Below are 23,583 nucleotides of genomic sequence, written 5' to 3'. Positions count from 1 at the left end.
GACCTTGCTGCATGCGCAACTGGGGCGCTTTGAGTTCGCCAGCGCCGAAAACTTCAACCGCCATTATCCGGACTTCGCCCAGTTGATTGGCGATGGCCTGGAGGACAAACTCGGCCAGAACGTCGAAGCCAACAAGCAGCTGATACGCGCAACCATGCGCGAAGCGCTGGCCCAGGTACGCCCGGCGACCGAGCTGCAGTCGCTACGGCATACCTTGGTCTCGCTGGCCTTCGACGCCGACGTAGTGCTCGATCTGCACTGCGACTTCGAGGCGGTCATGCATATCTATACCGAGACGCCTTATCTCGAGCAGGCTGAGCCACTGTACCGCCATCTGGGCGCCGAGGCGGTGCTACTGGCCAAGGGGTCCGGCGGCGCCTCCTTCGATGAAGCCATGAGCGGCCCCTGGTGGCAACTGGCCGAGCGCTTCGAAGGGCGTTTCCCCATTCCGTTGGCCTGCCTTTCTGCCACAGTCGAGCTGCGCGGCGTCAGTGACGTCTACCACCACCTTGCCGAACAGGATGCCGCCAACCTCTTGGCCTTCCTGCAGCATCGTGGCGTGGTTGCCGGCACTCCGCCTGCTCTGCCGGCCGCCCGCTGCGAACCGACCCCCTTGGCTGGCTCCGAGACACTACACGCGCCGCATGCCGGTGTGGTCGCCTTCCTCAAGGAGGTCGGCAGCCGGGTCGAAGCCGGCGAAGTGGTCGCCGAAGTCATCGACCCGCTGGAAGAAAAGCAGACCACCATCCGCGCCAGTGTCAGCGGCATACTCTACGCACGCCCTTATGTCCGCTATGCCAGTACCGGCATGGACCTGGGCAAGATCGCCGGCAAGATCGCCTTCCGCAGCGGCTATCTGCTGAGCGCCTGAATTGATATCGATACCCCTCTCACACACGAACGCCTGGAGAGCACTGTGAGCATCAAGCTATCTGTCGAAGACCTGCACAAGAGTTACGGCAGTCACGAAGTACTGAAAGGCGTGTCGCTGACCGCCCATGCGGGCGATGTCATCAGCATCATCGGCTCTTCCGGTTCGGGCAAGAGCACCTTTCTGCGCTGCATCAACATGCTCGAGCGCCCGCATGCCGGCAAGATCGTCGTCGCCGGCGAGGAAATGAAACTCGTGAAGGCCAAGGACGGCATGTTCAAGGCTGCCGACGAGCGCCAATTGCAAGTAATGCGCGCCAAGCTGGCCATGGTGTTCCAACACTTCAATCTGTGGGCGCACATGACGGTACTCGAGAACATCATCGAGGCACCAGTCCACGTATTGGGGGTGGCAAAGGATGATGCCATCGCCTGTGCCCGCAAATACCTGGAAAAGGTCGGCCTCAAAAACGTCGAGGACAAGTACCCGGCCCATATGTCCGGCGGCCAGCAGCAGCGCGTGGCGATCGCCCGGGCGCTGGCTGTCGAACCCGAAGTGATGCTGTTTGACGAGCCGACCTCGGCGCTCGATCCCGAGCTGGTAGGCGAAGTACTGCGGGTTATGAAGGCCCTGGCAGAAGAGGGCCGCACCATGGTGGTCGTGACCCACGAAATGGCCTTTGCCCGGGAAGTGTCCAATCACGTGATCTTTCTGCACCAAGGCCGCATCGAGGAAGAGGGCAATCCCAAGGAAGTGCTGGTCAACCCGACTAGCGAGCGCCTCAAGCAATTCCTCTCGGGCAGCCTCAAGTGACCATGTCCGGACTTCCGCCCGAGGCGGAAGTCCGGCCGATGGCACCAGCTACCGCGAAGCGGGAACGAGAGATGTTCGACTACGCTGATCCGCCGGTAACCCAGCTTATCGGCATCTTGCTCTTGCCCGGCTTTGCACCGGGTGAGCTCGGCTTGCTGCTGGATGTTGTCGCGGAAGCCAACCAGTTGGGCGGGGACGCACTGTATGGCGTCCGACTGCTCTCCATGGATGGTGCAGCTGTCAGCAATAGCCAGGGACGCCCCCAATCGGTCGACGACCGCTGGGATTCCGAAGCCGCCTTGCCTTATTTGTTTGTTGCAGCGCGGACCCTACCGGCTCAACTGGATGGTAACGACCCGGTGGTAGCTGCACTCAAGCGCTACGCTCAACACCGCAGCCTGATCGGCGCCTGGCACGCTGGCCCCTTCTGGCTGGCTGCTGCCGGCCTCTTGAATGGTTGCCGGGCCACGGCGCACTGGTCATTGCTGGAACGGCTCAACGAGCGCCATCCGCAGGTAATCGCCTCCAGCAGCCTGTTTGAGGTAGACAAGGATCGCGCTACCTGCGGTGGTGGCGTTGCGGTGGCGGAGCTGCTCCTGCACCTTGTTGCCCGTCAGCATGGCACCGAGCTGGCTGCTGCCATCTCTGAAAACCTGTTGCTCGAACGGATCCGGGGCAGGGATGATCGCCAGCGTATTCCGCTGCAGAACCGCCTGGGTAGCAATCAACCCAAGCTGGTGCAGGCGGTGACGCTGATGGAGGCCAATCTGGAAGAGCCGCTGACCACGGATGAAATCGCACAGCATGTCTGCGTCTCTCGGCGGCAGTTGGAGCGGCTCTTCAAGCAGCATCTTGGCCGGGTACCTTCGCAGTACTATCTGGAGCTAAGGCTGAACCGCGCCCGCCAGATGCTGCGGCAGACATCCAAGTCCATTATCCAGATCGGGCTCTCCTGCGGCTTCTCCAGCGGGCCGCACTTTTCCAGCGCCTATCGCAATTATTTCAACGTCACGCCGCGTGAAGACCGGCAGCGTGGCCAGGTCAGCGGCGATCCGGCCTGAAGGGCGCCCCTCTGCCAACACTTACAAAGATGTCGCAATGCCGGAATTCAGCAGGCATGGCGGCCTCTACAATGAAACCAGCTTTCCAGAAAGGACCCTGCAATGAGCCAGACCGTTAGCCGTGCCGATTTCGACCAGGTGATGGTGCCCAACTACGCACCTGCCGACTATATCCCCGTCAAGGGCAGCGGTTCGCGCGTGTGGGACCAGACCGGCCGGGAATACGTGGACTTCGCCGGCGGGATCGCCGTGAATGCGCTGGGCCATGCCCATCCCGCCCTGGTGAAGGCCTTGACCGAGCAGGCTCAGAAGGTCTGGCATGTGTCCAACTCGCTGACCAATGAGCCGGCGCTGCGCCTCGCTCGCAAGCTGGTCGACGCGACTTTCGCCGACCGGGTGTTCTTCTGCAATTCCGGCGCCGAGGCCAACGAAGCGGCCTTCAAACTGGCGCGCAAGTGGGCCATCGACCAACATGGCAGCGAAAAGTACGAGATCATCTCGACCACCAACTCCTTCCACGGTCGGACCTTCTTCACCGTTACCGTAGGTGGTCAGCCCAAGTATTCCGATGGTTTCGGCCCTCGCCCTACCGGTGTGAAGCACATCGCCTACAACGATCTGGCTGCGCTCAAGGCCGCCATTTCGGACAAGACCGCCGCCGTAGTGATCGAGCCGGTACAAGGCGAGGGCGGTGTATTGCCAGCCTCCGTCGAATACCTCAAGGGCGTGCGCGAGCTGTGCGATCAGCACAAAGCACTGCTGGTGTTCGATGAAGTACAGACCGGCGTGGGCCGTAGCGGCTCGCTCTACGCCTATATGGAATACGGCGTTACCCCGGACATCCTGACTTCGGCCAAGTCCTTGGGCGGTGGCTTCCCCATCGGCGCCATGCTGACCACGGAGGCGATTGCCAAGCACTTTGGCGTAGGTACCCACGGCTCGACCTATGGCGGCAATCCGCTGGCCTGCGCCGTCGCCGAGGCGGTACTTGACGTCGTCAATACCCCGGAAACGTTGGCCGGGATCAAGGCCAAGCACGCCCGCTTTGCCGACCACCTGAACCGTATTGCCAACGCCACCGGCGCCTTTGCCGAGGTGCGGGGCATGGGCCTCCTACTGGGTGCCGTGCTGGCTGACGCCTACAAGGGCCGCGCCAAGGACTTCATGACGGCGGCAGCCAAGGAAGGCCTGATGGTTCTGCAAGCCGGTCCGGACGTGGTCCGCTTCGCCCCCAGCCTGGTGATCCCCGACGCCGACATCGACGAAGGCATGGCACGCTTCGAGCGCGCCGTGCGGGCCGTCGTCGCCGGCTGAGCCTCGCTACCATGTATGTACTACGCCCCACACGCCCGGCCGACCTGAGCAACATCGAGGCGCTGGCCCATGCCAGCCCGACCGGCGTCACCTCACTGCCGGCCGACCACGATACCTTGCATCGCAAGATCCAGGCGTCAAACGACTCGATCGCGGCCGAGGTCAGCTTCCACGGTGAAGAGAGCTATTTCTTCACCTTGGAATCGGTTTCCGATGGGAGCTTGGTCGGCGTATCGGGTATTGTGGCCTCCGCCGGCTTCAACGAGCCGTTCTACAGCTACCGTAACGAAGCCTTTGTGCATGCGTCCCCAGGCCTGTCCATCCACAATCGCATCCATGCGTTGTCGCTGTGCCATGACCTGACCGGCAACACGCTGCTGTCCTCCTTCTATATCGACAAGGCGCTGCACTTCAGCCGCTGGTCGGACCTGCTGTCCCGGGCACGGCTGCTGTTCATTGCACAATGGCCGGAACGTTTTGCCGAGAGCATCGTCTCGGAAATGATAGGCGTGACCGACCAGCAGGGCAGCAGCGCCTTCTGGGATGCGGTCGGGCGGGTATTCTTCGGTATCGACTATCAGGAAGCCGAATTGCATTGCGGCGTGAAGGGCCGCAAATTCATCGCCGAGCTGATGCCCCAGCATCCGCTGTACGTGCCGCTGCTTTCGGATGATGCCCAGGCGGTCATGGGTCAAGTCGGCGAAGATGCCCGTTTGCCCTATGACATTCTGACCCGCGAGGGCTTCGAGACCGAGAACTACATCGACATCTTCGACGGTGGTCCCACGCTGTATGCCACGACACGCGCGATCCGCACCATCTCGCAGAGCCAGCTCGCCACCGTCGCGGTGGGCCGAGCCGGCCCCCACGCCTACCTGATCGCCACCACGCGTCTGCACGACTTCCGTGCCACGGTGGCAGAGGCGGAGCATCGTGACGGTCATATCGTACTGACCGCCGAGGTCATCGCCGCACTAGGGCTGGCCGCCGGCGAGACCGTGCGTATCGCTCCGCTATGAAAGACTGTTGACCATGCTTGTCCGCTCCATCCGCCAGAACGACCTCGAAGCCTTGCTGCAGCTGGCCCGCAGCACCGGGGTAGGCGTCACCACGCTACCGGTCAACGAGGAGCGGCTGAGCAAGCGCATCGCCGGTTCCCTGGCAGCGCAGGCTAGCGCTCCCAACCCCGCAGACTCCAGCTTCGTGTTCGTCATGGAAGACGAAGAGCGTGCAGGGCATGTTGCCGGCATCTGCGGCGTCGAGGGTGCGGTCGGCCTGACCGAGCCTTGGTACAACTATCGGGTTGGCACCGCGGTGCACAGCTCGCGCGAGATCGGCATCTACCGCCGGCTCGACACCCTGTTCCTGACCAACGACCTGACCGGCGCGGCCGAGCTGTGCTCCTTGTTCCTGCAGGCGGAGTATCGCCGCGACAACAACGGCAGCCTGCTCTCCAAGAGCCGTTTCCTGTTCATGGCCGAGTTCCCTGAGCGATTCAGCCGCCGCGTGATCGCCGAGATGCGTGGCGTCTCGGATGAGACCGGACTCTCGCCGTTCTGGGAAAGCCTGGGGCGGCACTTCTTCAAGATGGACTTTTCCGAGGCGGATTACCTCTCCGGCATCGGCCAGAAGTCCTTTATCGCCGAATTGATGCCACAGCACCCGGTCTATACCGCCTTCCTCAGCGAAGCGGCGAGGGCGGTGATCGGCCAGGTGCACGCCAACACCCGCCCGGCGCTGGCTATGCTCGAAGGCGAAGGCTTCCGCTACAACGGCTACGTCGACATTTTCGACGCCGGCCCGACCATCGAATGCGCGCTGGGCGACATCCGTGCGGTGCGCGACAGCCAGCTGTTGACCGCCGTGCCAGCGGAAACGACAGAAGGCCGCAACTGGTTAGTCAGCAATCGCCGGCTGGACGACTTCCGCGTCTGCCTGGCACAGACCGAACCGCTGCCCAATGGCCTGCCGTTGAAACGGGAACTGATCGACAAGCTGGGCCTGGAGCCGGGTAGCAGCGTACGCGCCGTGCCCCTCTCGGCCCGGCGCTGATAGCGCACACAAGGAGGAGACCATGAGCCAGCTTTTTATACAGGGACAATGGCAAACAGGGCAGGGCGCCAGCTTCGCCTCTCGCAACCCGGTCAGCCAAGAAACCGCTTGGCAGGGGCAGGGGGCCAGCGCCGAGCAGGTGGATGCTGCCGTGCATGCCGCCCGTGACGCCTTCCCGGCCTGGCGCCGGCTGGGCTTCGCCGGTCGCGAGGCCATCGTCCGCCGCTTTGCCGAGCTCCTCGCCGAGCACAAGGCCGAGCTCGCCGACGCGATCGGGCTTGAAACCGGTAAACCGCGCTGGGAGGCCTTGACCGAAGTCCAGACCATGATCGGCAAGGTCGATATTTCGGTGAAGGCCTATCAGGAGCGGACCGGCGAGAAGGACAACCCGATGGCCGATGCCCAGGCGGTGTTACGACACCGGCCGCATGGCGTGGTCGCCGTCTTCGGCCCCTACAACTTCCCTGGTCACCTGCCCAATGGCCACATCGTGCCTGCGCTGTTGGCCGGTAACACGGTGCTGTTCAAGCCTTCCGAGCTGGCACCGCTGGTGGCGCAGAAAACGGTCGCCCTCTGGGCGCAGGCGGGTCTGCCTGATGGCGTGATCGCGCTGCTGCAGGGCGCGCGCGATACCGGCGTGGCCCTGGCGGGCCACCCAGGCCTCGATGGCCTGTTCTTCACCGGTTCCTCGTCCACCGGCCACCACCTGCACAAGCAGTTCGCCGGCCACCCGGAAAAAATCCTGGCGCTGGAGATGGGCGGCAACAATCCGCTGATCGTGCAGGACGTAGCCGATATTGATGCCGCGGTCTTCCAGACCATCCAGTCGGCCTTTATCTCGGCCGGCCAGCGCTGTACCTGCGCGCGCCGCCTGATCGTACCCTACGGTGCCGAGGGCGATGCCTTCCTGGAGCGCCTGATCGAAGTCAGCCGCGACCTCAGGGTCGGTCGCTGGAATGATGAAGAGCAGCCCTTTATGGGTGCCGTCATCTCGCTGGCTGCCGCCAGCCACCTCCTGGTGGCGCAATCCGAGTTGATCTCCCGCGGCGCCGTGCCACTCCTGGAGATGCGCCGGCTGGAGGAGGGCACCGCCTTGCTCAGTCCAGGCCTGCTCGACGTGACCGCGGTCGCCAATCTTACTGACGAGGAGCACTTCGGCCCCTTGCTCAAGGTCCAGCGCTACGACACCTTCGAAGAGGCGATCGAGCTGGCCAACGCCACCCGCTACGGCCTGGCGGCCGGCTTGCTGTCGGATAGCCGCGATCTGTACGAGCAGTTCTGGCAGGAAAGCCGGGCTGGCATCGTCAACTGGAACAAACAACTGACTGGTGCATCCAGCGCCGCGCCCTTTGGCGGCATAGGTGCCAGCGGCAACCACCGGGCCAGCGCCTACTATGCGGCAGATTACTGCAGCTACCCGGTCGCCGGGCTGGAAACGCCGCATCTGACCGTGCCCTCCCAACTACCAGCCGGCATGCGCCTCTGAGTAGCTCGCGCATGGCGTGTGGCCGCTTCAAATGTTATCGCTCCGCCCGGGAAGCCCGGGCGTAACACAGCATCATAAAATCAACCATTTATCGCTGATTGACTCCACCCCCGCCCTCGCCGCCGCGAGGGAGCCTCGCTAAAGCGAGGAGTGAAATCTCTCAGCACTTCTCCAAGGAGAAACGGCGATGGCCGCTTTTGAAGCCAATTTCGACGGCCTGGTTGGCCCGACCCACAACTATGCCGGCCTGAGCTATGGCAATGTCGCTTCCACCGGCAATCAGAATGCCGTGGCCAGCCCGCGCCAGGCGGCACGGCAAGGCCTGGCGAAGATGAAGGCGCTGCACGATGCCGGCTTCAAACAGGGCGTGCTGGCGCCGCACGAGCGCCCCAGCGTGGCCAGCCTGCGCCTCCTGGGCTTTACCGGCACCGACGCACAGGTGATCGCCAAGGCAGCCAAGGAAGCACCGGCCATCCTGGCGGCCTGCTCCTCGGCTTCCACCATGTGGACCGCCAATGCCGCGACCGTCAGCCCCAGCGCCGATACGCAAGATGGCCGGGTGCACTTCACCCCCGCCAACCTGAACAACAAATTCCACCGCTCGATCGAGCACCCAACCACCGGCCGCATCCTCAAGGCCATGTTTGGTGATGAGCGCCACTTCGCCCATCACCCAGCTTTGCCAGCGCAGATGCACTTCGGCGACGAAGGCGCGGCCAACCATACCCGCTTCTGTGCCGAATACGATCAGCCCGGTGTCGAGTTCTTCGTGTTTGGCCAGGCAGCCTTCGACGCTCGCTACCCCAAGCCTGCTCGTTTCCCGGCCCGCCAGACACTGGAAGCCAGCCAGGCCATCGCCCGTCTGCACGGCCTCAGCGACGCCCGAGTGGTCTATGCGCAGCAGGACCCGGACACCATCGACCTGGGCGTATTCCATAACGACGTGATCTCGGTCGGCAACCGCAATGTGCTGTTCCACCACGAACGTGCCTTCCTGAACCAACCGGCTGTATTGGCCGAGCTTGATCGCAAGCTGGCCGCCGTCGGCGGCCGCTTTGTGGCGGTCGAAGTACCCGAGGCTGAGGTCTCCGTGGAAGAAGCGGTCAAGTCCTACCTCTTCAACAGCCAGTTGCTGAGCAAGGCCGACGGTAAGCTGATCATTGTGGTCCCGGAAGAGTCGCGCAATACGCCGCGCGTCTGGCAATACCTGGAGAAGCTGCAACAGAGCGGCGGCCCGATCGATGAGGTACGCGTGTTCGATCTCAAGCAGTCCATGCAAAACGGCGGTGGCCCGGCCTGCCTGCGCTTGCGCGTGGTACTGAATGAGGCCGAGCTGGCTGCGATCAATCCGGCAGTGATGATGAACGACAGCCTGTTCGAGACGCTGAACCAGTGGGTCGACAAGCACTACCGCGACCAGCTTAGCGCTGCCGACCTGGCCGACCCGCAGCTCCTGAACGAATGCCGTAGCGCGCTCGACGAGCTGACCCAGATTCTGCGCCTGGGTTCGGTCTACCCCTTCCAACTAGGCTAAGCGGACCCCGCCATGGACTACCTCGCCCACCTGCTCGATGGCACGCCCTGGCACGACGGGCCCGCAAAGCTGCCGGATGGCACCCAGGTCGTTCAGTTGGGCGAGGGTCTGATCGCATTGGAGCCGGCGCAACCGACCTTCGATCTCTTCCTGTCCTGCGGCATCCATGGCAATGAGACCGCCCCTGTCGAGCTGGTATCTGCATTGCTTCAGGCCGCCCTGGCCGGTGAACTGGCGGTCCGCGCCAGGGTGCTGCTGGCCTTCGGCAACCCGGCGGCGCTGCGCAAGAACGAACGCTATCTTGACGACGACCTGAACCGGCTGTTCGGCAAACCGCGTGAGCAGACCGGCGAGGGGCCAGCCGCAATGCGGGCCCGAGAGCTGGAAGCAGCCGCGCAACAGTTCTTCGCCAATTCGGCCGGACGCTGGAAGCTGCACTACGACCTGCATACCGCCATACGCGGTTCACGGATCGAGAAGTTCGCCATCTATCCCTACCCGCATGAGCAGGGCTTCGATCGTGCAGAGATAGGCCGGCTCGGGGTCTGCGGCATCACCGCCGTCTTGCTGCAGTCCAAGGCCTCACCGACTTTCTCCTACTACACCCGGCGCCACTGTGGCGCGCACGGCTTTACCCTGGAGCTGGGCAAGGCGCGGCCATTTGGCCAGAACCAGGTTGTCGACCTGAGCCGCCTCGAGGCGGAACTACGTCGCCTGATCGCTGGCGAGAAGCAGGACCATGCCGTAACTGCAGATCAGGTCGAGCTGTTCAAAGTAGCGCGCGAGGTGATCAAGCAGACAGACGCTTTTGAGCTACATCTGGCCGATGCAGTGGAGAATTTCACCGAGCTGGAGCAGGGCTATGTGCTGGCAGAGGACGGTGAATGCCGCTTTGTCGTACACGAGGCCGACGCCCGCATCGTCTTCCCCAACCGCAAGGTCAAGAACGGCCTGCGGGCCGGCTTGCTGGTCGTACCGACCCAGCTTCCTCCTACTGCCGCCTAGGTCAGCGCATGCGCCACGCCAGGGATGAATATCTGGACCGGCTTGAACCCTTGCTGGCAGCCATCCGCTTGCGCACCGGCCTGGTCGAGCGCAAGCGCGGTACCTTCTACCGCAAGGGACAAGCCTTCCTGCATTTCCACGAACACGCGGGCCAGCTGCTGGCCGATCTGCGTGCCGATGTGGGCTTTACCCGCTTCGAACTGGTCGCAGACCAATGGCAGCCCCTCCTGGCCGCACTGGATGCCCAGCTGAGCCGGCGCTAGACATTTAGCGCTTATTGTCCGGAGGCAGGGCGGCATTCAGTACGCCACGCAGAATATCCACCTCCAGCTTCTCGAGCTGGATACGCCCGAACATGCGCCGCAGGCGCGGCATCAGGCGCTTGGGGTTGTCGGGGTTCAGGAAGTGCAGCCCGACCAGGGTCTGCTCCAGGTGCACGTAGAAGCGCTCGATATCGTCGTGCGCCGCCAGTTGCGGTTTTTCTTCCAGATGGCTGATGTCATCGTCCACCGCGCAGCGCAGCTCGTAGGCCAGGATCTGCACCGCCTGGGCAAGGTTGAGCGAGGAATAGTCCGGATTGGTCGGGATGGTCACCAGCCGATTGCAGCTGCGGACCTCCTCATTGCTGAGGCCGGACATCTCGGTACCGAATACCAGCGCCACCTCTTCGCCCTGGGCAGCACGCTCGACCAGGATGGGGGCGATCTGCCGGGGGTTGTGCCGAGGTACGCTGAGCTCATGCACGCGCGGGCAGGTGGCCACCGTCTGGGTGCAACCGGCCAGTGCCTCTTCCAGGCTGCTGACTACAACCGCATTTTCAAGAATGTCATCGGCCCGGGAGGCCAGGGTGGTCGCCTCGGGATCCGGAAAGCGCTTGGGGTTCACCAGATAGAGTCGTGACAAGCCCATGGTCTTCATGGCCCGCGCCACCGAACCGATGTTGCGTGGCAGACTGGTATGGGAAAGTACTACCCGTACCCGATCCAGAAGTTGGGTTTCCGGTTTATTCATTGATCGACTTCGCGTAAAATCCATAAAAATTCAACGGCGTGGTAGTCCTCTCCACGCCGTTTTCCTGTTCTTTGCTTCCTGCCGCATCGTGTGCCGCGCCAACATCGCTTGGCTGGCTCGTCTATTGTTCCTACGGTGGGAAGCCTGTTTTCGTTGCCGAAGGAATTGCCATGCACCCGATGCTCAACACCGCCGTCAAGGCCGCCCGCCGCGCCGCTTCCGTCATTCAGCGCGCCTCGAACAATCTCGATCTGCTGCGTGTCGAGCGCAAGGAACACAACAGCTTTGTGACCGAGGTCGACCGCGCTGCCGAGAAGGCCATCGTCGACACGCTGCTGGAAGCCTATCCGACCCACGCAATTTTAGCGGAAGAGGGCGGTGCACGCGGTAGCAACGACTACACCTGGATCATCGACCCCCTCGATGGCACCACCAACTACCTGCATGGCGTGCCGCAGTATTGCATCTCCATCGCCCTGGAGCACCGCGGCCAGATCAGCCAGGCCGTAGTCTACGACCCCAACCGCAACGACCTGTTCACCGCCACCCGCGGTGCCGGTGCCTTCCTCAATGACCGCCGCATCCGCGTCTCCAAGACCAAGGAAATGGCCGATTCACTGATCTGCACCGGCTTCCCGTACTCCGACTTCAGCCGCCTGGACCGCTATATGGGCCAACTGAAGGACGTGGTACAGAAATCGGCCGGCGTACGCCGTCCCGGCGCCGCTGCCCTGGACCTGGCCTATATCGCCTGCGGCCGCTACGACGGCTTCTGGGAACTGGGCCTGCAGCCCTGGGACATCGCCGCAGGTAGCCTGTTGGTCCTGGAAGCCGGTGGTCTGATCACCGACCTCAACGGTGAAGGTGGTTACCTGGAGAGCGGCGACGTCGTCGCCGGTACGCCGCGCGTCTTCGCCCAACTGCTGCAGACCCTGCAGGGCTGAATACCGGCACAGGCTTGAGCCTGCACCGCCAGACGGGATGAACAGCGATGTTCATCCCGTTTTTCTTTGCGGCCCACGGGAACACAGCGTCGGGGCGCAAATTGCAGTTCCAGCAATGCACGCCGGCATTGGATAATGCCGGCTTCTTGCCGGCCGCGGGCTGGCCCAGCAGTACAAAGACCAAGATTGATTGAGGGAATAGGCAAGGTGGAAAAACACACCCCGATGATGCAGCAGTACCTGGCGCTCAAGGCTCAGCATCCTGACAAGCTGATGTTCTATCGCATGGGGGATTTCTACGAACTGTTCTTCGACGACGCCGTAAAGGCCGCACGGCTCCTGGACATCACCCTGACCGCCCGAGGCCAGTCTGCCGGCATGCCGATCAAGATGGCCGGCATCCCCTACCACGCGGCCGAAGGCTACCTTGCCAAGTTGGTGAAGCTGGGCGAATCGGTCGCCATCTGCGAGCAATTCGGTGATCCGGCCACCAGCAAGGGGCCGGTAGAGCGTCGCGTAGTCCGTATCGTGACTCCCGGCACCCTGACCGACGCAGCCCTGCTGGACGACAAGCGCGACAACATCCTGCTGGCGGTCAATGCCATGAAGGGTCGCCTGGGCCTGGCTTGGCTGTCGCTCGCTTCCGGAGAATTCCGCCTGATGGAAGCCCCCAGCGAGGCCCTGCCGTCTGAGCTGGAACGACTGAAGCCTGCCGAGGTGCTATTGCCGGACGACCTGCCGCTGGAACTACCCGCAGCCAGCGGTTACGCGGTCAAGCGCATCGCCAACTGGCAGTTCGACGTGGAAACCGCTGCCCGCCACCTGGCGCGGCAGTTCCAGACCCAGGACCTGAGCGGCTACGGTATTGAAGAACCTGGCGTGGCCGTCGGCGCTGCCGGCGCCTTGCTGGAGTACGCCCGCGCCACTCAATGCGGCGCTTTGCCGCACGTCACCGGACTGATGCTGGAGCAAGCCGGCCAGTACCTGGCCTTGGATGCCGCCACCCGCCGTAACCTCGAACTGACCGAGACCATACGCGGTGAAGCCTCGCCCACGCTCTATTCGCTGCTGGACGTCTGTGCCACCTCCATGGGCAGCCGCCTGCTGCGGCATTGGCTGCACCACCCGTTGCGCAATCAGGCCAAGGTGGCTCGCCGTCGCGATGCGGTTGAGGCGCTGAGCGGTAGTCACCAGCTCGAAACGCTGCGCGAACAGTTGGCCCAGATTCACGATATTGAACGGATTGCCGCCCGGGTGGCCCTGCGTACCGCCCGGCCGCGTGATCTTTCCAGCTTGCGCGACAGCCTCTGCGCACTGCCGCAGCTGCAACCGCTGCTGCCGACAGACCCGCTGCTGGCCGAGTTGATCCGCCAACTACAACCGCCGGCTGACACCGTAGACCTCTTGAGCCGCGCAGTGATGGACGAGCCCTCGGTCGTGCTGCGCGACGGCGGCGTGATACGCACCGGCTTTCATGCCGAGCTGGACGAATTGCGGGCGTTGCAGACCAATCATGGTGACTTCCTGCTCGCGCTGGAGGCACGCGAGCGCGAGCGCAGCGGCATACCCAACCTCAAGGTGGAGTACAACCGCGTCCACGGCTTCTATATCGAGGTCACCAACTCGCATGGCGACAAGATTCCGGACGATTACCGTCGCCGCCAGACGCTCAAGAATGCCGAACGCTATATCACGCCTGAGCTGAAAGCCTTCGAGGACAAGGCATTGTCGGCCCAGGAGCGCTCGCTGGCGCTGGAAAAGGTGCTGTGGGAGTCCCTGCTGGACCAGTTGGCCTCGGTCGTTCCCACCCTGCAGCTGCTTGCCCAGGCCGTAGCCGGCCTGGACGTGCTGGCCGCCCTGGCCGAACGGGCACAGACCTTTGGCTGGATCCCGCCGGTCTTCGTGGACGACACCGTCCTGCAGATCGAAGCCGGCCGCCACCCAGTGGTAGAGCAGCAACTGCGCGATGGTACGGGCGAAGCCTTTATCGCCAATGACCTCAAGTTCGACGCGGGCCGCAAGCTCTTGCTGATTACCGGCCCGAACATGGGTGGTAAATCGACCTATATGCGCCAGGCGGCGTTGATCGTGCTGCTGGCCCATATGGGCAGCTTTGTACCGGCACGCGCTGCCGTCATTGGCAAACTCGATCGCATCTTTACCCGTATCGGTGCCAGTGACGACCTTGCAGGTGGGCGTTCGACCTTCATGGTCGAGATGACCGAGACCGCCAACATCCTCAACAACGCAGGGGAGCATGCCCTGGTACTGATGGACGAGGTAGGTCGCGGCACCTCGACCTTCGACGGCTTGGCGCTCGCCTGGGCCATTGCCCGTGCGCTGATCGAGAAGAACCGCAGCTATACGCTGTTTGCCACGCACTACTTCGAACTGACCCGGCTGGCGCTGGACTATGTGCAGGTCGCCAACGTCCACCTCGATGCGGTGGAGCACAAGGACAAGATCGTCTTCCTGCACAGCGTGCAGGAGGGGCCGGCCAGCCAGAGCTACGGCCTGCAGGTCGCCCAGCTGGCGGGTGTGCCGCGCGACACCATACGGCAAGCCAAGCGCTACCTCACCGAGCTCGAAAACCAGCGGGTGAGCCAAAGCGGGCAGGGTGACCTGTTCTCGCTGCCGCAAGCGGTGGAAGCGGAACCTGAAACGCATCCGCTCGTCGAACAGTTGCAGGATCTGGACCTCGACGAGTTGAGCCCCCGTGCCGCCCATGAGCTGCTCTATGAGCTGGTGCGCAAGGCCCGGCTACACTGAGGGCAGCACAACCGTACAAACTTTCTTCAGAATACCGCCGGATAGATTGAAAAATTCAATTAGTCGACATTTGCCTGCCGTCTATAACGACTCGACATACAACGAGCCGGGGGCATGAACCGCCGGCCTTTTTCATTTTCTCGGAGAAGCAATTTCTATGGTGGCGATACAAGATAGCCGACTCGATGAGGGTCTGGCCCGCATATTCGGTATCTCGGCCGACCAGGCCGGGGTACAGCTCGACGCGATCCGCAGCAAGGCTGCCGCCAATCTGGCCGCCTATGGCAGACTGATCGCCGACCTGTTTGCCAATCAATCGGTCCCCGTACCGCCACCTGTCCACCTGCAATGGTGGAGTGAAGGCAGCCGCATCCAGGTCGTCGGCAGCCATCCGGACCGGGAGCGGATCGAGGTCATCCTCAACGGCAATGGCGAGCTGGTGGAAGAGTTCAAGGAACTGGAACTGCTGCACGAGATAGTGCGCAACGCCGAACTGGCCGGGCAGGGCACGACCCACGGCCAGCACTTCAATATCGGCATCACCAGCTCCGGCCCCTTGGCCTTCTTCACCGAATAAGCCGGCCGCAAGCAGGCTTCAAAACCGGCGCAGACGCGCCGGTTTTGTTTTGTCAGCCCAGCTTAGCGCTTCTTTTTGCTTGAACTCTTCTTAGCAGCGGCCTTGCCGCCGCTGGATGCCTTGCTCTTGCTGGCCTTGCTGGACTTCCTGCCCTTTTTGCCGGTACTGGGCTCGCGGCCCTCGGCCATCAGTTGCGCCAACCGCGGGCTACGCTCGGCAAAGCTCTCGTTGGTCACCCGCCGGGCGCCATTGAAGCGTTTGGCCCAATAGGCGTCCGACAAGCGCACCACCTGCACTTTGCTACCCTTGGATGGCGAGTGGATAAAACGGTCGTCACCCATATAGATGCCAACGTGCGAGAACTTACGCCCCAGGGTGTTGAAGAACACCAGATCCCCTGGCTTGAGTTCATCCTTGTCCACGTCCTCGCCCAGCCGGCTGATGGCAAAGGCGTTATGGGGGAGGGCGATGTTCAGCGATTGCTGGAACACGTACTTGATAAAGCCGCTGCAATCCAGCCCACTCTCGGGGGAATTGCCCCCCCAGCGGTAAGTCACGCCGATCAGGCCCAGGGCCTGCAGCATGATGTCCTGGGCAAAGCGCGTCCCGGCATCACCCTCAACGGCAGACAAGGCATCGTCCGGCTGGGCGACGGTCTCGTTCTTGGGGGCGGCAAGGGCAAGGCAGGCGAGGGGCAGGAACAGCAGGTGTCGGAATTTGAACGTCACGCCGGCACTCATTCAAAAGGTTAACAGGGAGTACGAGCATCAGGCCAGGGGACGCCTGGCGTCCATGCTGGCCGGCTCGACACCGGATCGGCCCGCGCCGGAAGGGCGTCGGGGAGGGCCGCGAATCGCGACACCATACGGGGATGTTTGCCGATGAGCAACGAGCAATCTTGCTGCACTGCGTCGACCGCCGGGCACACGGCTTTGCGCCAGGGCAACCCAAGCTTAGCGTTAGCGTGAAATCCGCCACGGCAGGCTCTAGAATCGACCCATGCTACGCGAAACCCTCAGCCTGATGCGCGACCTGCCGCGCATCCGTGAAATCATCGGCGTGTTGGCCAGACACGGTTTTGGCGATTTAGTTCGCCGTCTCAACGTTCAGCGTACTTTCGAGCGCGCCGGTGAATCACTGGACCTGCCGGACGATAACCGGCGCGAGGAACAGGATGCACCGGTCCGCGCCCGGCGCGCGCTGGAGGAACTGGGCCCGACCTTTATCAAGCTCGGTCAAGTCATGGCGACCCGGGTGGACGTCTTTCCACCGGACTGGATCGCCGAATTCGAAAAGCTGCAATCCAATGTGCCGGCCAGCCCATTCGAGGAGCTGGAGGCCGAGCTGACGCGGGCCTGGGGCAAACCGCCCGGTGAGATGTTTGCCGAGCTGGACCCCACCCCTATCGGTTCTGCCTCCATCGCCCAGGTGCATCGGGCCCGGCTGCCCGACGGCCGCCCCATCATCCTCAAGGTGCGGCGCCCCAATATCGTTGCCAAGATCGAATCCGACCTGCGGGTGCTGCACCACCTGGCCAGCTTGGTGGAATTCGAGTTTCCGGATAGCCGCCAGTACCAGCCGGTCAGGATCGTCGAGCAGTTCGCCAAATCATTGCGGCGCGAACTCAACCTGGCGCAAGAGGCGCACCATCACCGCCGCTTTGCCGAGAACTTCGCCAACCACCCGCACATCGTGATCCCGGAAATTTTCTGGGACTACACCAACGAGATCGTCAACGTACAGGCTTTTATCGGTGGCGTGCCCGGCAATGAATTGGGATTGCTGGAAGCCGCCGGCCTGGACCGTAAGCTGCTGGCGGAGCGCGGGGCAGATGCAGTACTCAAGATGGTATTGATCGACGGCTACTTCCACGCCGACCCGCACCCGGGCAACGTGATCTACCTGCCGGACAACCGCATCGCCTTTATCGATTTCGGCATGGTTGGCCGGTTACCGGCACCGCGCCGGGACGAGATCGTCGATCTCCTGGCCGCGCTGGCCGCGCGTGACGAACGCGGCATCCTCAATGTGTTGCTGGACTGGACCGCAGACAGTCCGGTAGATGAAGAGAAGCTGGCGGCGGACCTGGCTGAGTTCATTTTCAATTACGAGAACCTATCGCTCAAAGACATCCGCTTTGGACAGTTGCTGAACGACGTGATCGCCATCATGCGCGAGCACGCCATTACCTTGCCGGCCGATCTGACCCTGCTGTTCAAGGCGCTGATCACCCTTGAGGGCCTGGGCCGCCAGTTAGACCCGGACTTCCAGATGGTGTCGCACCTGACGCCATTTGTGCGCCAGGTCCTGCTGAACCGCTATGCGCCTGGCTCGCTGTTGAAAAAGGGGCGGCGCAACCTCTGGGAGATCATGACCCTGGTGGGCGGGCTACCGCGCGACTTCTCACGCCTTGTGAAGGCGGCGCGGCGCGGCAAGCTCAAGATCGACCTGGACCTCAAGCGGCTGGATCACTTTGGTCAGCAGATAGACCGCGCCGCCAGCCGCTTGACGCTAGGCATCGTGACCGGTTGCCTGATCATCGGCTCCAGCATCGTCATGACCGTACCGGCCGGCCCTCGTCTCTTTGGCCTGCCAGCCTTCGGCTTCATCGGTTTTCTGATCGCCTTCTTCAACAGCCTGTGGCTGATCTGGTCGATATGGCGCGCCAGCAAGCGTAACGGGCTAGGAGACTAAGCACCCACTTAATAGATACGCCGAGCGAGACTGGCCTTGTGCAGGATGGTGGAGGCCAGCTCTTCAATGGACTTGCTGGTGGTGTTGAGGTGCGGAATGCCGGCATTGCGGTAGATCGCCTCAGCCTCGGCCACCTCGAAGCGACAGTTGTCCAGCGAGGCATAGCGGCTGTCCGGCTTACGCTCGGAGCGGATCTGCGACAGCCGCTCGGGCACGATGGTCAGGCCAAAGAGTTTGTGCTTGAAAGCCTGCAAGGGCTTGGGCAGGCCGGGCTGGCCAAAGTCGTCCGGCGTGAGCGGATAGTTGGCCGCCTTGATGCCATACTGCAAGGCAAGGTAGAGGCAGGTCGGGGTCTTGCCGGAGCGGGAGACACCCACCAGCACGATGTCGGCAGTATCGAGATCGGCCGGCTTGATGCCATCGTCGTGCGCCAGGGCATAGTTCACCGCCTCGATACGGGCGTTGTACTCGTGGAAGTTCTCGATGCTGTGGCTCTTGCCCACGGTATGCGAGGACTCCTTGCCAAGTTCGGCCTCCAAGGGGGCGATAAAGGTTTCGAAGAACTCGACCATATGCGCCTCCGGTATGCGCAGTACCTCGCGGATCTCGTCCTTGACGAAGGTAGCGAAGACCAGTGGCCGGGCACCGTCTACCTCGCCGGTCTGGCGGATGCGTTCAGCCACCAGCTGCGCCTTCTCCTGAGAATCGATGAAGGGCAGGGTGATGCGCTTGAACTCGATGCCCTCGAACTGGGTGATCAGGCTGTGCCCCAGCATTTCGGCGGTGATGCCGGTACGGTCGGAGATGAAGAAGACGGTGCGATGCTGAGGCATGGGGGAGGCTTTCGAGAATGACGGAGCTGCGAACCATGTTGCCATAGGCCCAGCACCGCTAGCGAGCGGGTTGTGCAGATGCAACATCAGGGAAAGCGGCCATTCAGACCATGCGCGCTTGTAACCCAGTGATTTCGACTACATTTTCCTTCATTTGACGCTATCATTGCATGTTGCATCGCGCAAAAAGAGGCCGCATCCGTGCATCCCACCCGGCTGCGTGAGGCCGCGCAATCAGGCTAGAATTGCTGACTCAGAATCCCCAAATCCCTGCAAGGAAACAGAAAATGGCAGAGAAAAACGTCATCTGGTTTGACGAACTGCGCATGACCGACGTCGAACGTGTAGGCGGCAAGAACGCCTCGCTCGGCGAAATGATCAGCCAGCTGGCCGCTTCGGGCGTACGCGTCCCCGGCGGTTTCGCCACCACGGCGGAGGCCTACCGCGCCTTCCTCGCCCACGACGGACTCTCTGCCCGGATCGATGCCGCGCTGAACGAGCTCGACGTGGAGAACGTCACCGACCTCTTGCGGGTGGGCAAGCAGATTCGCCAATGGGTGGTCGATCAGCCATTCCCAGCTGAACTCGATGCCGAGATCCGCGCCAACTACGCCAAGATGGAAGCCGACTCAGGCGCCGCCATCTCGGTCGCCGTACGCTCCTCCGCCACCGCGGAAGATCTGCCGGACGCCTCCTTTGCCGGCCAGCAGGAAACCTTCCTCAATATCGTTGGCGTAGACAATGTGCTGCACGCCATCAAGGAAGTGTTCGCCTCGCTGTATAACGATCGCGCCATTTCCTACCGCGTGCACAAGGGTTTCGAGCACGCCAACGTTGCCCTGTCGGCCGGTATCCAGCGCATGGTGCGCTCGGACAAGGGTGCCGCCGGTGTGATGTTCACCATCGATACCGAATCGGGCTTTGACGATGTCGTCTTCGTCACCTCCAGCTACGGCCTGGGCGAAACCGTGGTGCAGGGTGCGGTGAACCCCGACGAGTTTTACGTCTTCAAGCCCAATATCGAGAGCGGCAAGCCGGCCATCCTGCGCCGTAACCGTGGCTCCAAGCTGATCAAGATGGAATTCACCGCCGAGGCTGCCGCCGGCAAGTCGGTGCGTACCGTGGATGTGTCGGACGTGGAGCGCAACCGCTTCTCGATCAGCGACGCCGAGGTCGAAGAGCTGGCCCGCTACGCCCTGATCATCGAGAAACACTACGCCCGCCCGATGGATATCGAGTGGGGCCGCGATGGTGTCGACGGCAAGCTCTACATCCTGCAAGCCCGCCCCGAGACCGTGAAGTCGCAGGAAGCCCGCGTGGATACGCTGCGCCGCTACCGCCTGAACAACAAGTCCAACGTGCTGGCCTCGGGCCGGGCCATTGGCCAGAAGATCGGCCAGGGCGTAGTTCGCCTGATCAAGGACGCCAGCGAGATGGACGCCGTCAAGCCAGGCGACGTGCTGGTCACCGACATGACCGACCCGGATTGGGAACCGGTCATGAAGCGCGCCTCGGCCATCGTCACCAATCGTGGCGGCCGCACCTGCCATGCCGCCATCATCGCTCGCGAGCTGGGCATCCCGGCCGTGGTCGGCTGTGGCGACGCCACCCGTGCGCTGAAGGATGGCGATGTCGTCACCGTCTCCTGCGCCGAAGGCGATACCGGCAATATCTATGAGGGCAAGCTCGACATCGAAATTATCGATCTCAAGCTCGACTCCATGCCCAAGAGCCCGGTCAAGCTGATGATGAACGTCGGCAACCCCGAGCTGGCTTTCGACTTCAGCCACCTGCCCAACGAAGGCGTAGGCCTGGCGCGGCTGGAATTCATCATCAACCGCATGATCGGTGTGCATCCCAAGGCCTTGCTGGCTTATCCCAACATTCCCTGGGACCTCAAACAGCAGGTGGATGAGCGCATCGGCGGCTATCCCAGCGCCGTGGACTTCTATGTCGAGAAGCTGGTCGAGGGCATCGCCACCCTGGCGGCAGCCTTCTACCCCAAGAAGGTCATCGTGCGCATGTCCGACTTCAAGTCGAACGAGTACTCAAACCTGATCGGCGGCCAGAACTACGAGCCGCACGAAGAGAACCCGATGATCGGTTTCCGCGGTGCCTCGCGTTATATCAGCGAGTCCTTCCGTGACTGCTTCGAGCTCGAAACCCGCGCCATCAAGAAGGTCCGCAACGAAATGGGGCTGACCAATGTCGAGGTCATGATCCCCTTTGTCCGCACCCTGGATGAAGCCCGCAAGGTGGTCGAGCTGCTCAAGGAGCAGGGCCTGGAGCGCGGCCGCGATGGCCTGCGCCTGATCATGATGTGCGAGATCCCCTCGAACGCCATCCTGGCCGAGCAGTTCCTGGAGTACTTCGACGGCTTCTCGATCGGCTCCAACGACATGACCCAGCTGACCCTGGCGCTGGACCGCGACTCCGGCGGCCCCATCGCCAGCCTCTTTGACGAGCGCAACGAGGCGGTCAAGGCCATGTTGGCCATGGCGATCAAGGCCTGCCGCGCCCAGGGCAAGTACATCGGCATCTGTGGCCAAGGCCCATCGGATCACCCGGACTTCGCCAAATGGCTGGTCGAGCAGGGCATAGAAACTGTCTCGCTCAACCCGGACACGGTGGTCGAGACTTGGCTCTACCTGGCCCGCGAACTCGGCTGATTCCCGCATGGGAGCTGGCTTTCAGCAAAAATGGGGCGCCGTCTGGCGCCCCTTTTTTCATGCTTGGGCCGGTCTGCGCGTTGAGAGGGCAGGGCGATCAGGGTAAAATACGGAATTACCACTGGGTGATTCTCACATGACCAAGTTCATATTCGTTACCGGCGGCGTTGTCTCCTCTCTGGGGAAAGGCATCGCCGCCGCGTCACTTGCGGCCATCCTCGAATCCCGCGGCCTCAAAGTCACCATGATGAAGCTCGATCCCTATATCAATGTGGATCCGGGCACCATGTCCCCGCTGCAGCACGGCGAAGTGTTCGTTACCGAAGATGGCGCCGAGACCGACCTGGATCTCGGCCACTACGAGCGCTTCATCCACGCCAAGATGAAGAAGTCCAACAACTTCACCACCGGCCAGATCTACGAGTCGGTCATCAAGCGCGAGCGCCGGGGCGACTACCTGGGCAAGACCGTACAGGTGATTCCGCACATTACCGACGAAATCCGCCTGTTTATCGACCAGGGTGCCGGCGATGCCGAAGTAGCCGTGATCGAAGTTGGCGGTACCGTGGGCGACATCGAATCGCTGCCCTTCCTGGAAGCCATCCGTCAGATGGGCGTCACCCTGGGCCGCGAGAACACCTGCTTCGTCCACCTCTCCTACGTGCCCTATATTGCGGCCGCCGGCGAGATCAAGACCAAGCCGACCCAGCACTCGGTGAAGGAACTGCGAGAGATCGGCATCCAGCCGGACGTGCTGATCTGCCGCGCCGACCGCATGGTGCCGGAAGACGAGAAGCGCAAGATCGCCCTCTTCACCAACGTGGCCGAGAAGGCCGTCGTGTCCTGCCCGGACATGGACAGCATCTACAAGATCCCGCGCGTACTGAGCGAACAGCACATCGACGACATCATCTGCAAGCAATTGCAGCTGAACCTGCCGCCGGCCGACCTGAGCGTCTGGGACCGCATCGTCAATGCCGTCGAGAACCCCAGCCAGACCGTCAACATCGCCATGGTCGGCAAATACGTCGACCTGACCGAGAGCTACAAGTCGCTGATCGAAGCGCTGAAGCACGCCGGCATCCACACCCGTAGCGAAGTGAAGATCCACTACGTGGATTCGGAAGAGCTCGAAGGCGGCAGCCTCGACCAGATCAAGAACATGGACGCGATTCTGGTACCGGGCGGCTTTGGCAAGCGCGGCGTGGAAGGCAAGATCCGTGCGATCCAGTACGCCCGCGAGAACAACGTTCCCTACCTCGGCATCTGCCTGGGCATGCAGCTGGCCCTGATCGAATACGCCCGCCACAAGGCCGGCATGGAAGGCGCCAACTCCACCGAATTCACGCTGGAAACCCCGTTCCCGGTGGTCGCCCTGATCGACGAGTGGGTCAACCACGACGGCAAGATCGAAGTGCGCGACGCCAACTCGGACATGGGCGGCACCATGCGCCTGGGTAGCCAGGAGTGCGAGCTGGAAGCCGGTTCGCTGGCCGCACGCGTCTACGGTGCCGAGCGCATCGTCGAGCGTCACCGCCATCGGTACGAAGTGAACAACCACTACCTGCCGCGCCTCGAAGCCGCCGGCCTCAAGGTCAGCGGTCGTTCGACCGACCCGAACCATCTGTGCGAGACCATTGAGCTGCCCGAGCACCGCTGGTTCTTCGGTTGCCAGTTCCACCCGGAGTTCACCTCCACCCCGCGAGATGGCCACCCGATGTTCCAGGCCTATGTCGAAGCAGCAATGAGCTACGCTCGCGAGCACGGTCGTGAAGGCCTGAGCTGCTGATCGGCATGGGGTAGATAGCCGGCTTGGCCGGCTCTGCCCCGGCGGCCCGCCTACCTTGGGCGGGCCGCGGTAGCACCCAGTAAGGTCGCCCGCCGGCAGCACCGGCCGTGACAAAGCATATGCTTGAATGTTGATGGTGCTTGCCTACAGCAGGCTTGCGC

The 23,583-nt window shown here is 62.6% G+C and carries 19 protein-coding genes; 16 read left to right on the top strand and 3 right to left on the bottom strand.

Annotation, left to right across the window (positions count from 1 at the left end; translation table 11 throughout):
* The 10 genes from VIM95_RS01515 to VIM95_RS01470 all read left to right on the top strand — a co-directional run.
* Nucleotides 1-871 (top strand): succinylglutamate desuccinylase/aspartoacylase domain-containing protein (locus VIM95_RS01515; protein ID WP_331982067.1); only part of this gene is annotated, 871 nt, incomplete at its 5' end.
* Between the two features lie 51 nt (nt 872-922).
* Nucleotides 923-1,684 carry an ABC transporter ATP-binding protein gene (locus VIM95_RS01510; protein WP_349258170.1) on the top strand — a complete coding sequence of 254 codons (762 nt, stop codon included), beginning with the start codon at nt 923-925 and terminating at the stop codon, nt 1,682-1,684.
* 71 nt (nt 1,685-1,755) lie between these two features.
* Entirely contained in the window at nt 1,756-2,745 is a 990-nt protein-coding gene (locus VIM95_RS01505; RefSeq protein ID WP_331982061.1) for a GlxA family transcriptional regulator, read from the top strand.
* A gap of 102 nt (nt 2,746-2,847) precedes the next feature.
* Nucleotides 2,848-4,059 carry an aspartate aminotransferase family protein gene (locus VIM95_RS01500; RefSeq protein WP_331982058.1) on the top strand — a complete coding sequence of 404 codons (1,212 nt, stop codon included), beginning with the start codon at nt 2,848-2,850 and terminating at the stop codon, nt 4,057-4,059.
* 11 nt (nt 4,060-4,070) lie between these two features.
* Nucleotides 4,071-5,078 (top strand): arginine N-succinyltransferase, encoded by a 1,008-nt coding sequence (locus VIM95_RS01495; RefSeq protein ID WP_331982055.1) that lies wholly within the window; start codon nt 4,071-4,073, stop codon nt 5,076-5,078.
* Nucleotides 5,079-5,091: 13 nt separating this feature from the next.
* Nucleotides 5,092-6,111, top strand: a complete 1,020-nt coding sequence (gene astA, locus VIM95_RS01490) for an arginine N-succinyltransferase (RefSeq protein WP_331982052.1) — start codon at nt 5,092-5,094, stop codon at nt 6,109-6,111.
* Nucleotides 6,112-6,133: 22 nt separating this feature from the next.
* The gene (gene astD / locus VIM95_RS01485; RefSeq protein ID WP_331982049.1) at nt 6,134-7,597 is read left to right on the top strand and encodes a succinylglutamate-semialdehyde dehydrogenase; all 1,464 of its coding nucleotides are present in this window, start codon (nt 6,134-6,136) and stop codon (nt 7,595-7,597) included.
* A 187-nt stretch (nt 7,598-7,784) separates the two neighbouring features.
* Nucleotides 7,785-9,131 carry an N-succinylarginine dihydrolase gene (gene astB, locus VIM95_RS01480; RefSeq protein WP_331982046.1) on the top strand — a complete coding sequence of 449 codons (1,347 nt, stop codon included), beginning with the start codon at nt 7,785-7,787 and terminating at the stop codon, nt 9,129-9,131.
* A gap of 12 nt (nt 9,132-9,143) precedes the next feature.
* Nucleotides 9,144-10,136, top strand: coding sequence for a succinylglutamate desuccinylase (gene astE / locus VIM95_RS01475; RefSeq protein WP_331982043.1), 993 nt, complete (start codon nt 9,144-9,146; stop codon nt 10,134-10,136).
* A gap of 8 nt (nt 10,137-10,144) precedes the next feature.
* Entirely contained in the window at nt 10,145-10,399 is a 255-nt protein-coding gene (locus VIM95_RS01470) for a hypothetical protein (protein ID WP_331982040.1), read from the top strand.
* Between the two features lie 4 nt (nt 10,400-10,403).
* Here the strand turns inward: VIM95_RS01470 and VIM95_RS01465 are convergent, their stop codons facing one another.
* Nucleotides 10,404-11,147, bottom strand: coding sequence for an RNA methyltransferase (locus VIM95_RS01465; RefSeq protein ID WP_331982037.1), 744 nt, complete (start codon nt 11,145-11,147; stop codon nt 10,404-10,406).
* Nucleotides 11,148-11,317: 170 nt separating this feature from the next.
* Between VIM95_RS01465 and VIM95_RS01460 the strand changes: the two genes are divergently transcribed.
* The 3 genes from VIM95_RS01460 (at nt 11,318) to VIM95_RS01450 (ending at nt 15,437) form a co-directional block, all read left to right on the top strand.
* A complete protein-coding gene (locus VIM95_RS01460; RefSeq protein ID WP_331982034.1) occupies nt 11,318-12,091 on the top strand; it encodes an inositol monophosphatase family protein in 774 nt (257 codons plus the stop codon).
* Between the two features lie 225 nt (nt 12,092-12,316).
* Nucleotides 12,317-14,860, top strand: coding sequence for a DNA mismatch repair protein MutS (gene mutS, locus VIM95_RS01455; RefSeq protein WP_331982070.1), 2,544 nt, complete (start codon nt 12,317-12,319; stop codon nt 14,858-14,860).
* Nucleotides 14,861-15,017: 157 nt separating this feature from the next.
* On the top strand, nt 15,018-15,437 hold the full coding sequence (locus VIM95_RS01450; protein WP_331982031.1) for a hypothetical protein: 420 nt from the start codon (nt 15,018-15,020) through the stop codon (nt 15,435-15,437).
* Between the two features lie 62 nt (nt 15,438-15,499).
* Here the strand turns inward: VIM95_RS01450 and VIM95_RS01445 are convergent, their stop codons facing one another.
* On the bottom strand, nt 15,500-16,165 hold the full coding sequence (locus VIM95_RS01445; RefSeq protein ID WP_331982028.1) for a C40 family peptidase: 666 nt from the start codon (nt 16,163-16,165) through the stop codon (nt 15,500-15,502).
* Between the two features lie 271 nt (nt 16,166-16,436).
* Here VIM95_RS01445 and VIM95_RS01440 point away from each other — a divergent pair, with 271 nt between their 5' ends.
* Entirely contained in the window at nt 16,437-18,131 is a 1,695-nt protein-coding gene (locus tag VIM95_RS01440) for an ABC1 kinase family protein (RefSeq protein WP_331982025.1), read from the top strand.
* Between the two features lie 8 nt (nt 18,132-18,139).
* Here VIM95_RS01440 and ppsR read toward each other — a convergent pair whose 3' ends face one another.
* Nucleotides 18,140-18,964 (bottom strand): posphoenolpyruvate synthetase regulatory kinase/phosphorylase PpsR, encoded by an 825-nt coding sequence (ppsR, locus tag VIM95_RS01435; RefSeq protein WP_331982022.1) that lies wholly within the window; start codon nt 18,962-18,964, stop codon nt 18,140-18,142.
* Between the two features lie 287 nt (nt 18,965-19,251).
* Between ppsR and ppsA the strand changes: the two genes are divergently transcribed.
* Entirely contained in the window at nt 19,252-21,633 is a 2,382-nt protein-coding gene (gene ppsA, locus VIM95_RS01430) for a phosphoenolpyruvate synthase (RefSeq protein ID WP_331982019.1), read from the top strand.
* 136 nt (nt 21,634-21,769) lie between these two features.
* Nucleotides 21,770-23,422: a CTP synthase gene (locus tag VIM95_RS01425; RefSeq protein ID WP_331982016.1), complete on the top strand. Its 1,653-nt coding sequence runs from the start codon at nt 21,770-21,772 to the stop codon at nt 23,420-23,422.
* Nucleotides 23,423-23,583: the final 161 nt, after the last annotated feature.

Source organism: Chitinimonas sp., from assembly GCF_036568685.1.
GTDB lineage: Bacteria > Pseudomonadota > Gammaproteobacteria > Burkholderiales > Chitinimonadaceae > Chitinimonas.
Note: the sequence above shows the minus strand (reverse complement) of the source record. Positions and strands in the feature narration are given on the sequence as shown.

What these genes read in the sequence shown, in the direction of transcription:
- VIM95_RS01440 (WP_331982025.1), top strand. Translation starts at nt 16,437, where the DNA reads ATGCTACGCGAAACCCTCAGCCTGATGCGCGACCTGCCGCGCATCCGT.
- astD (WP_331982049.1), top strand. Translation starts at nt 6,134, where the DNA reads ATGAGCCAGCTTTTTATACAGGGACAATGGCAAACAGGGCAGGGCGCC.
- VIM95_RS01465 (WP_331982037.1), bottom strand. Translation starts at nt 11,147, where the DNA reads ATGAATAAACCGGAAACCCAACTTCTGGATCGGGTACGGGTAGTACTT.
- VIM95_RS01450 (WP_331982031.1), top strand. Translation starts at nt 15,018, where the DNA reads ATGGTGGCGATACAAGATAGCCGACTCGATGAGGGTCTGGCCCGCATA.
- VIM95_RS01500 (WP_331982058.1), top strand. Translation starts at nt 2,848, where the DNA reads ATGAGCCAGACCGTTAGCCGTGCCGATTTCGACCAGGTGATGGTGCCC.
- astE (WP_331982043.1), top strand. Translation starts at nt 9,144, where the DNA reads ATGGACTACCTCGCCCACCTGCTCGATGGCACGCCCTGGCACGACGGG.
- astB (WP_331982046.1), top strand. Translation starts at nt 7,785, where the DNA reads ATGGCCGCTTTTGAAGCCAATTTCGACGGCCTGGTTGGCCCGACCCAC.
- ppsA (WP_331982019.1), top strand. Translation starts at nt 19,252, where the DNA reads ATGGCAGAGAAAAACGTCATCTGGTTTGACGAACTGCGCATGACCGAC.
- astA (WP_331982052.1), top strand. Translation starts at nt 5,092, where the DNA reads ATGCTTGTCCGCTCCATCCGCCAGAACGACCTCGAAGCCTTGCTGCAG.
- mutS (WP_331982070.1), top strand. Translation starts at nt 12,317, where the DNA reads ATGATGCAGCAGTACCTGGCGCTCAAGGCTCAGCATCCTGACAAGCTG.
- ppsR (WP_331982022.1), bottom strand. Translation starts at nt 18,964, where the DNA reads ATGCCTCAGCATCGCACCGTCTTCTTCATCTCCGACCGTACCGGCATC.
- VIM95_RS01505 (WP_331982061.1), top strand. Translation starts at nt 1,756, where the DNA reads ATGTTCGACTACGCTGATCCGCCGGTAACCCAGCTTATCGGCATCTTG.
- VIM95_RS01495 (WP_331982055.1), top strand. Translation starts at nt 4,071, where the DNA reads ATGTATGTACTACGCCCCACACGCCCGGCCGACCTGAGCAACATCGAG.
- VIM95_RS01470 (WP_331982040.1), top strand. Translation starts at nt 10,145, where the DNA reads ATGCGCCACGCCAGGGATGAATATCTGGACCGGCTTGAACCCTTGCTG.
- VIM95_RS01425 (WP_331982016.1), top strand. Translation starts at nt 21,770, where the DNA reads ATGACCAAGTTCATATTCGTTACCGGCGGCGTTGTCTCCTCTCTGGGG.
- VIM95_RS01460 (WP_331982034.1), top strand. Translation starts at nt 11,318, where the DNA reads ATGCACCCGATGCTCAACACCGCCGTCAAGGCCGCCCGCCGCGCCGCT.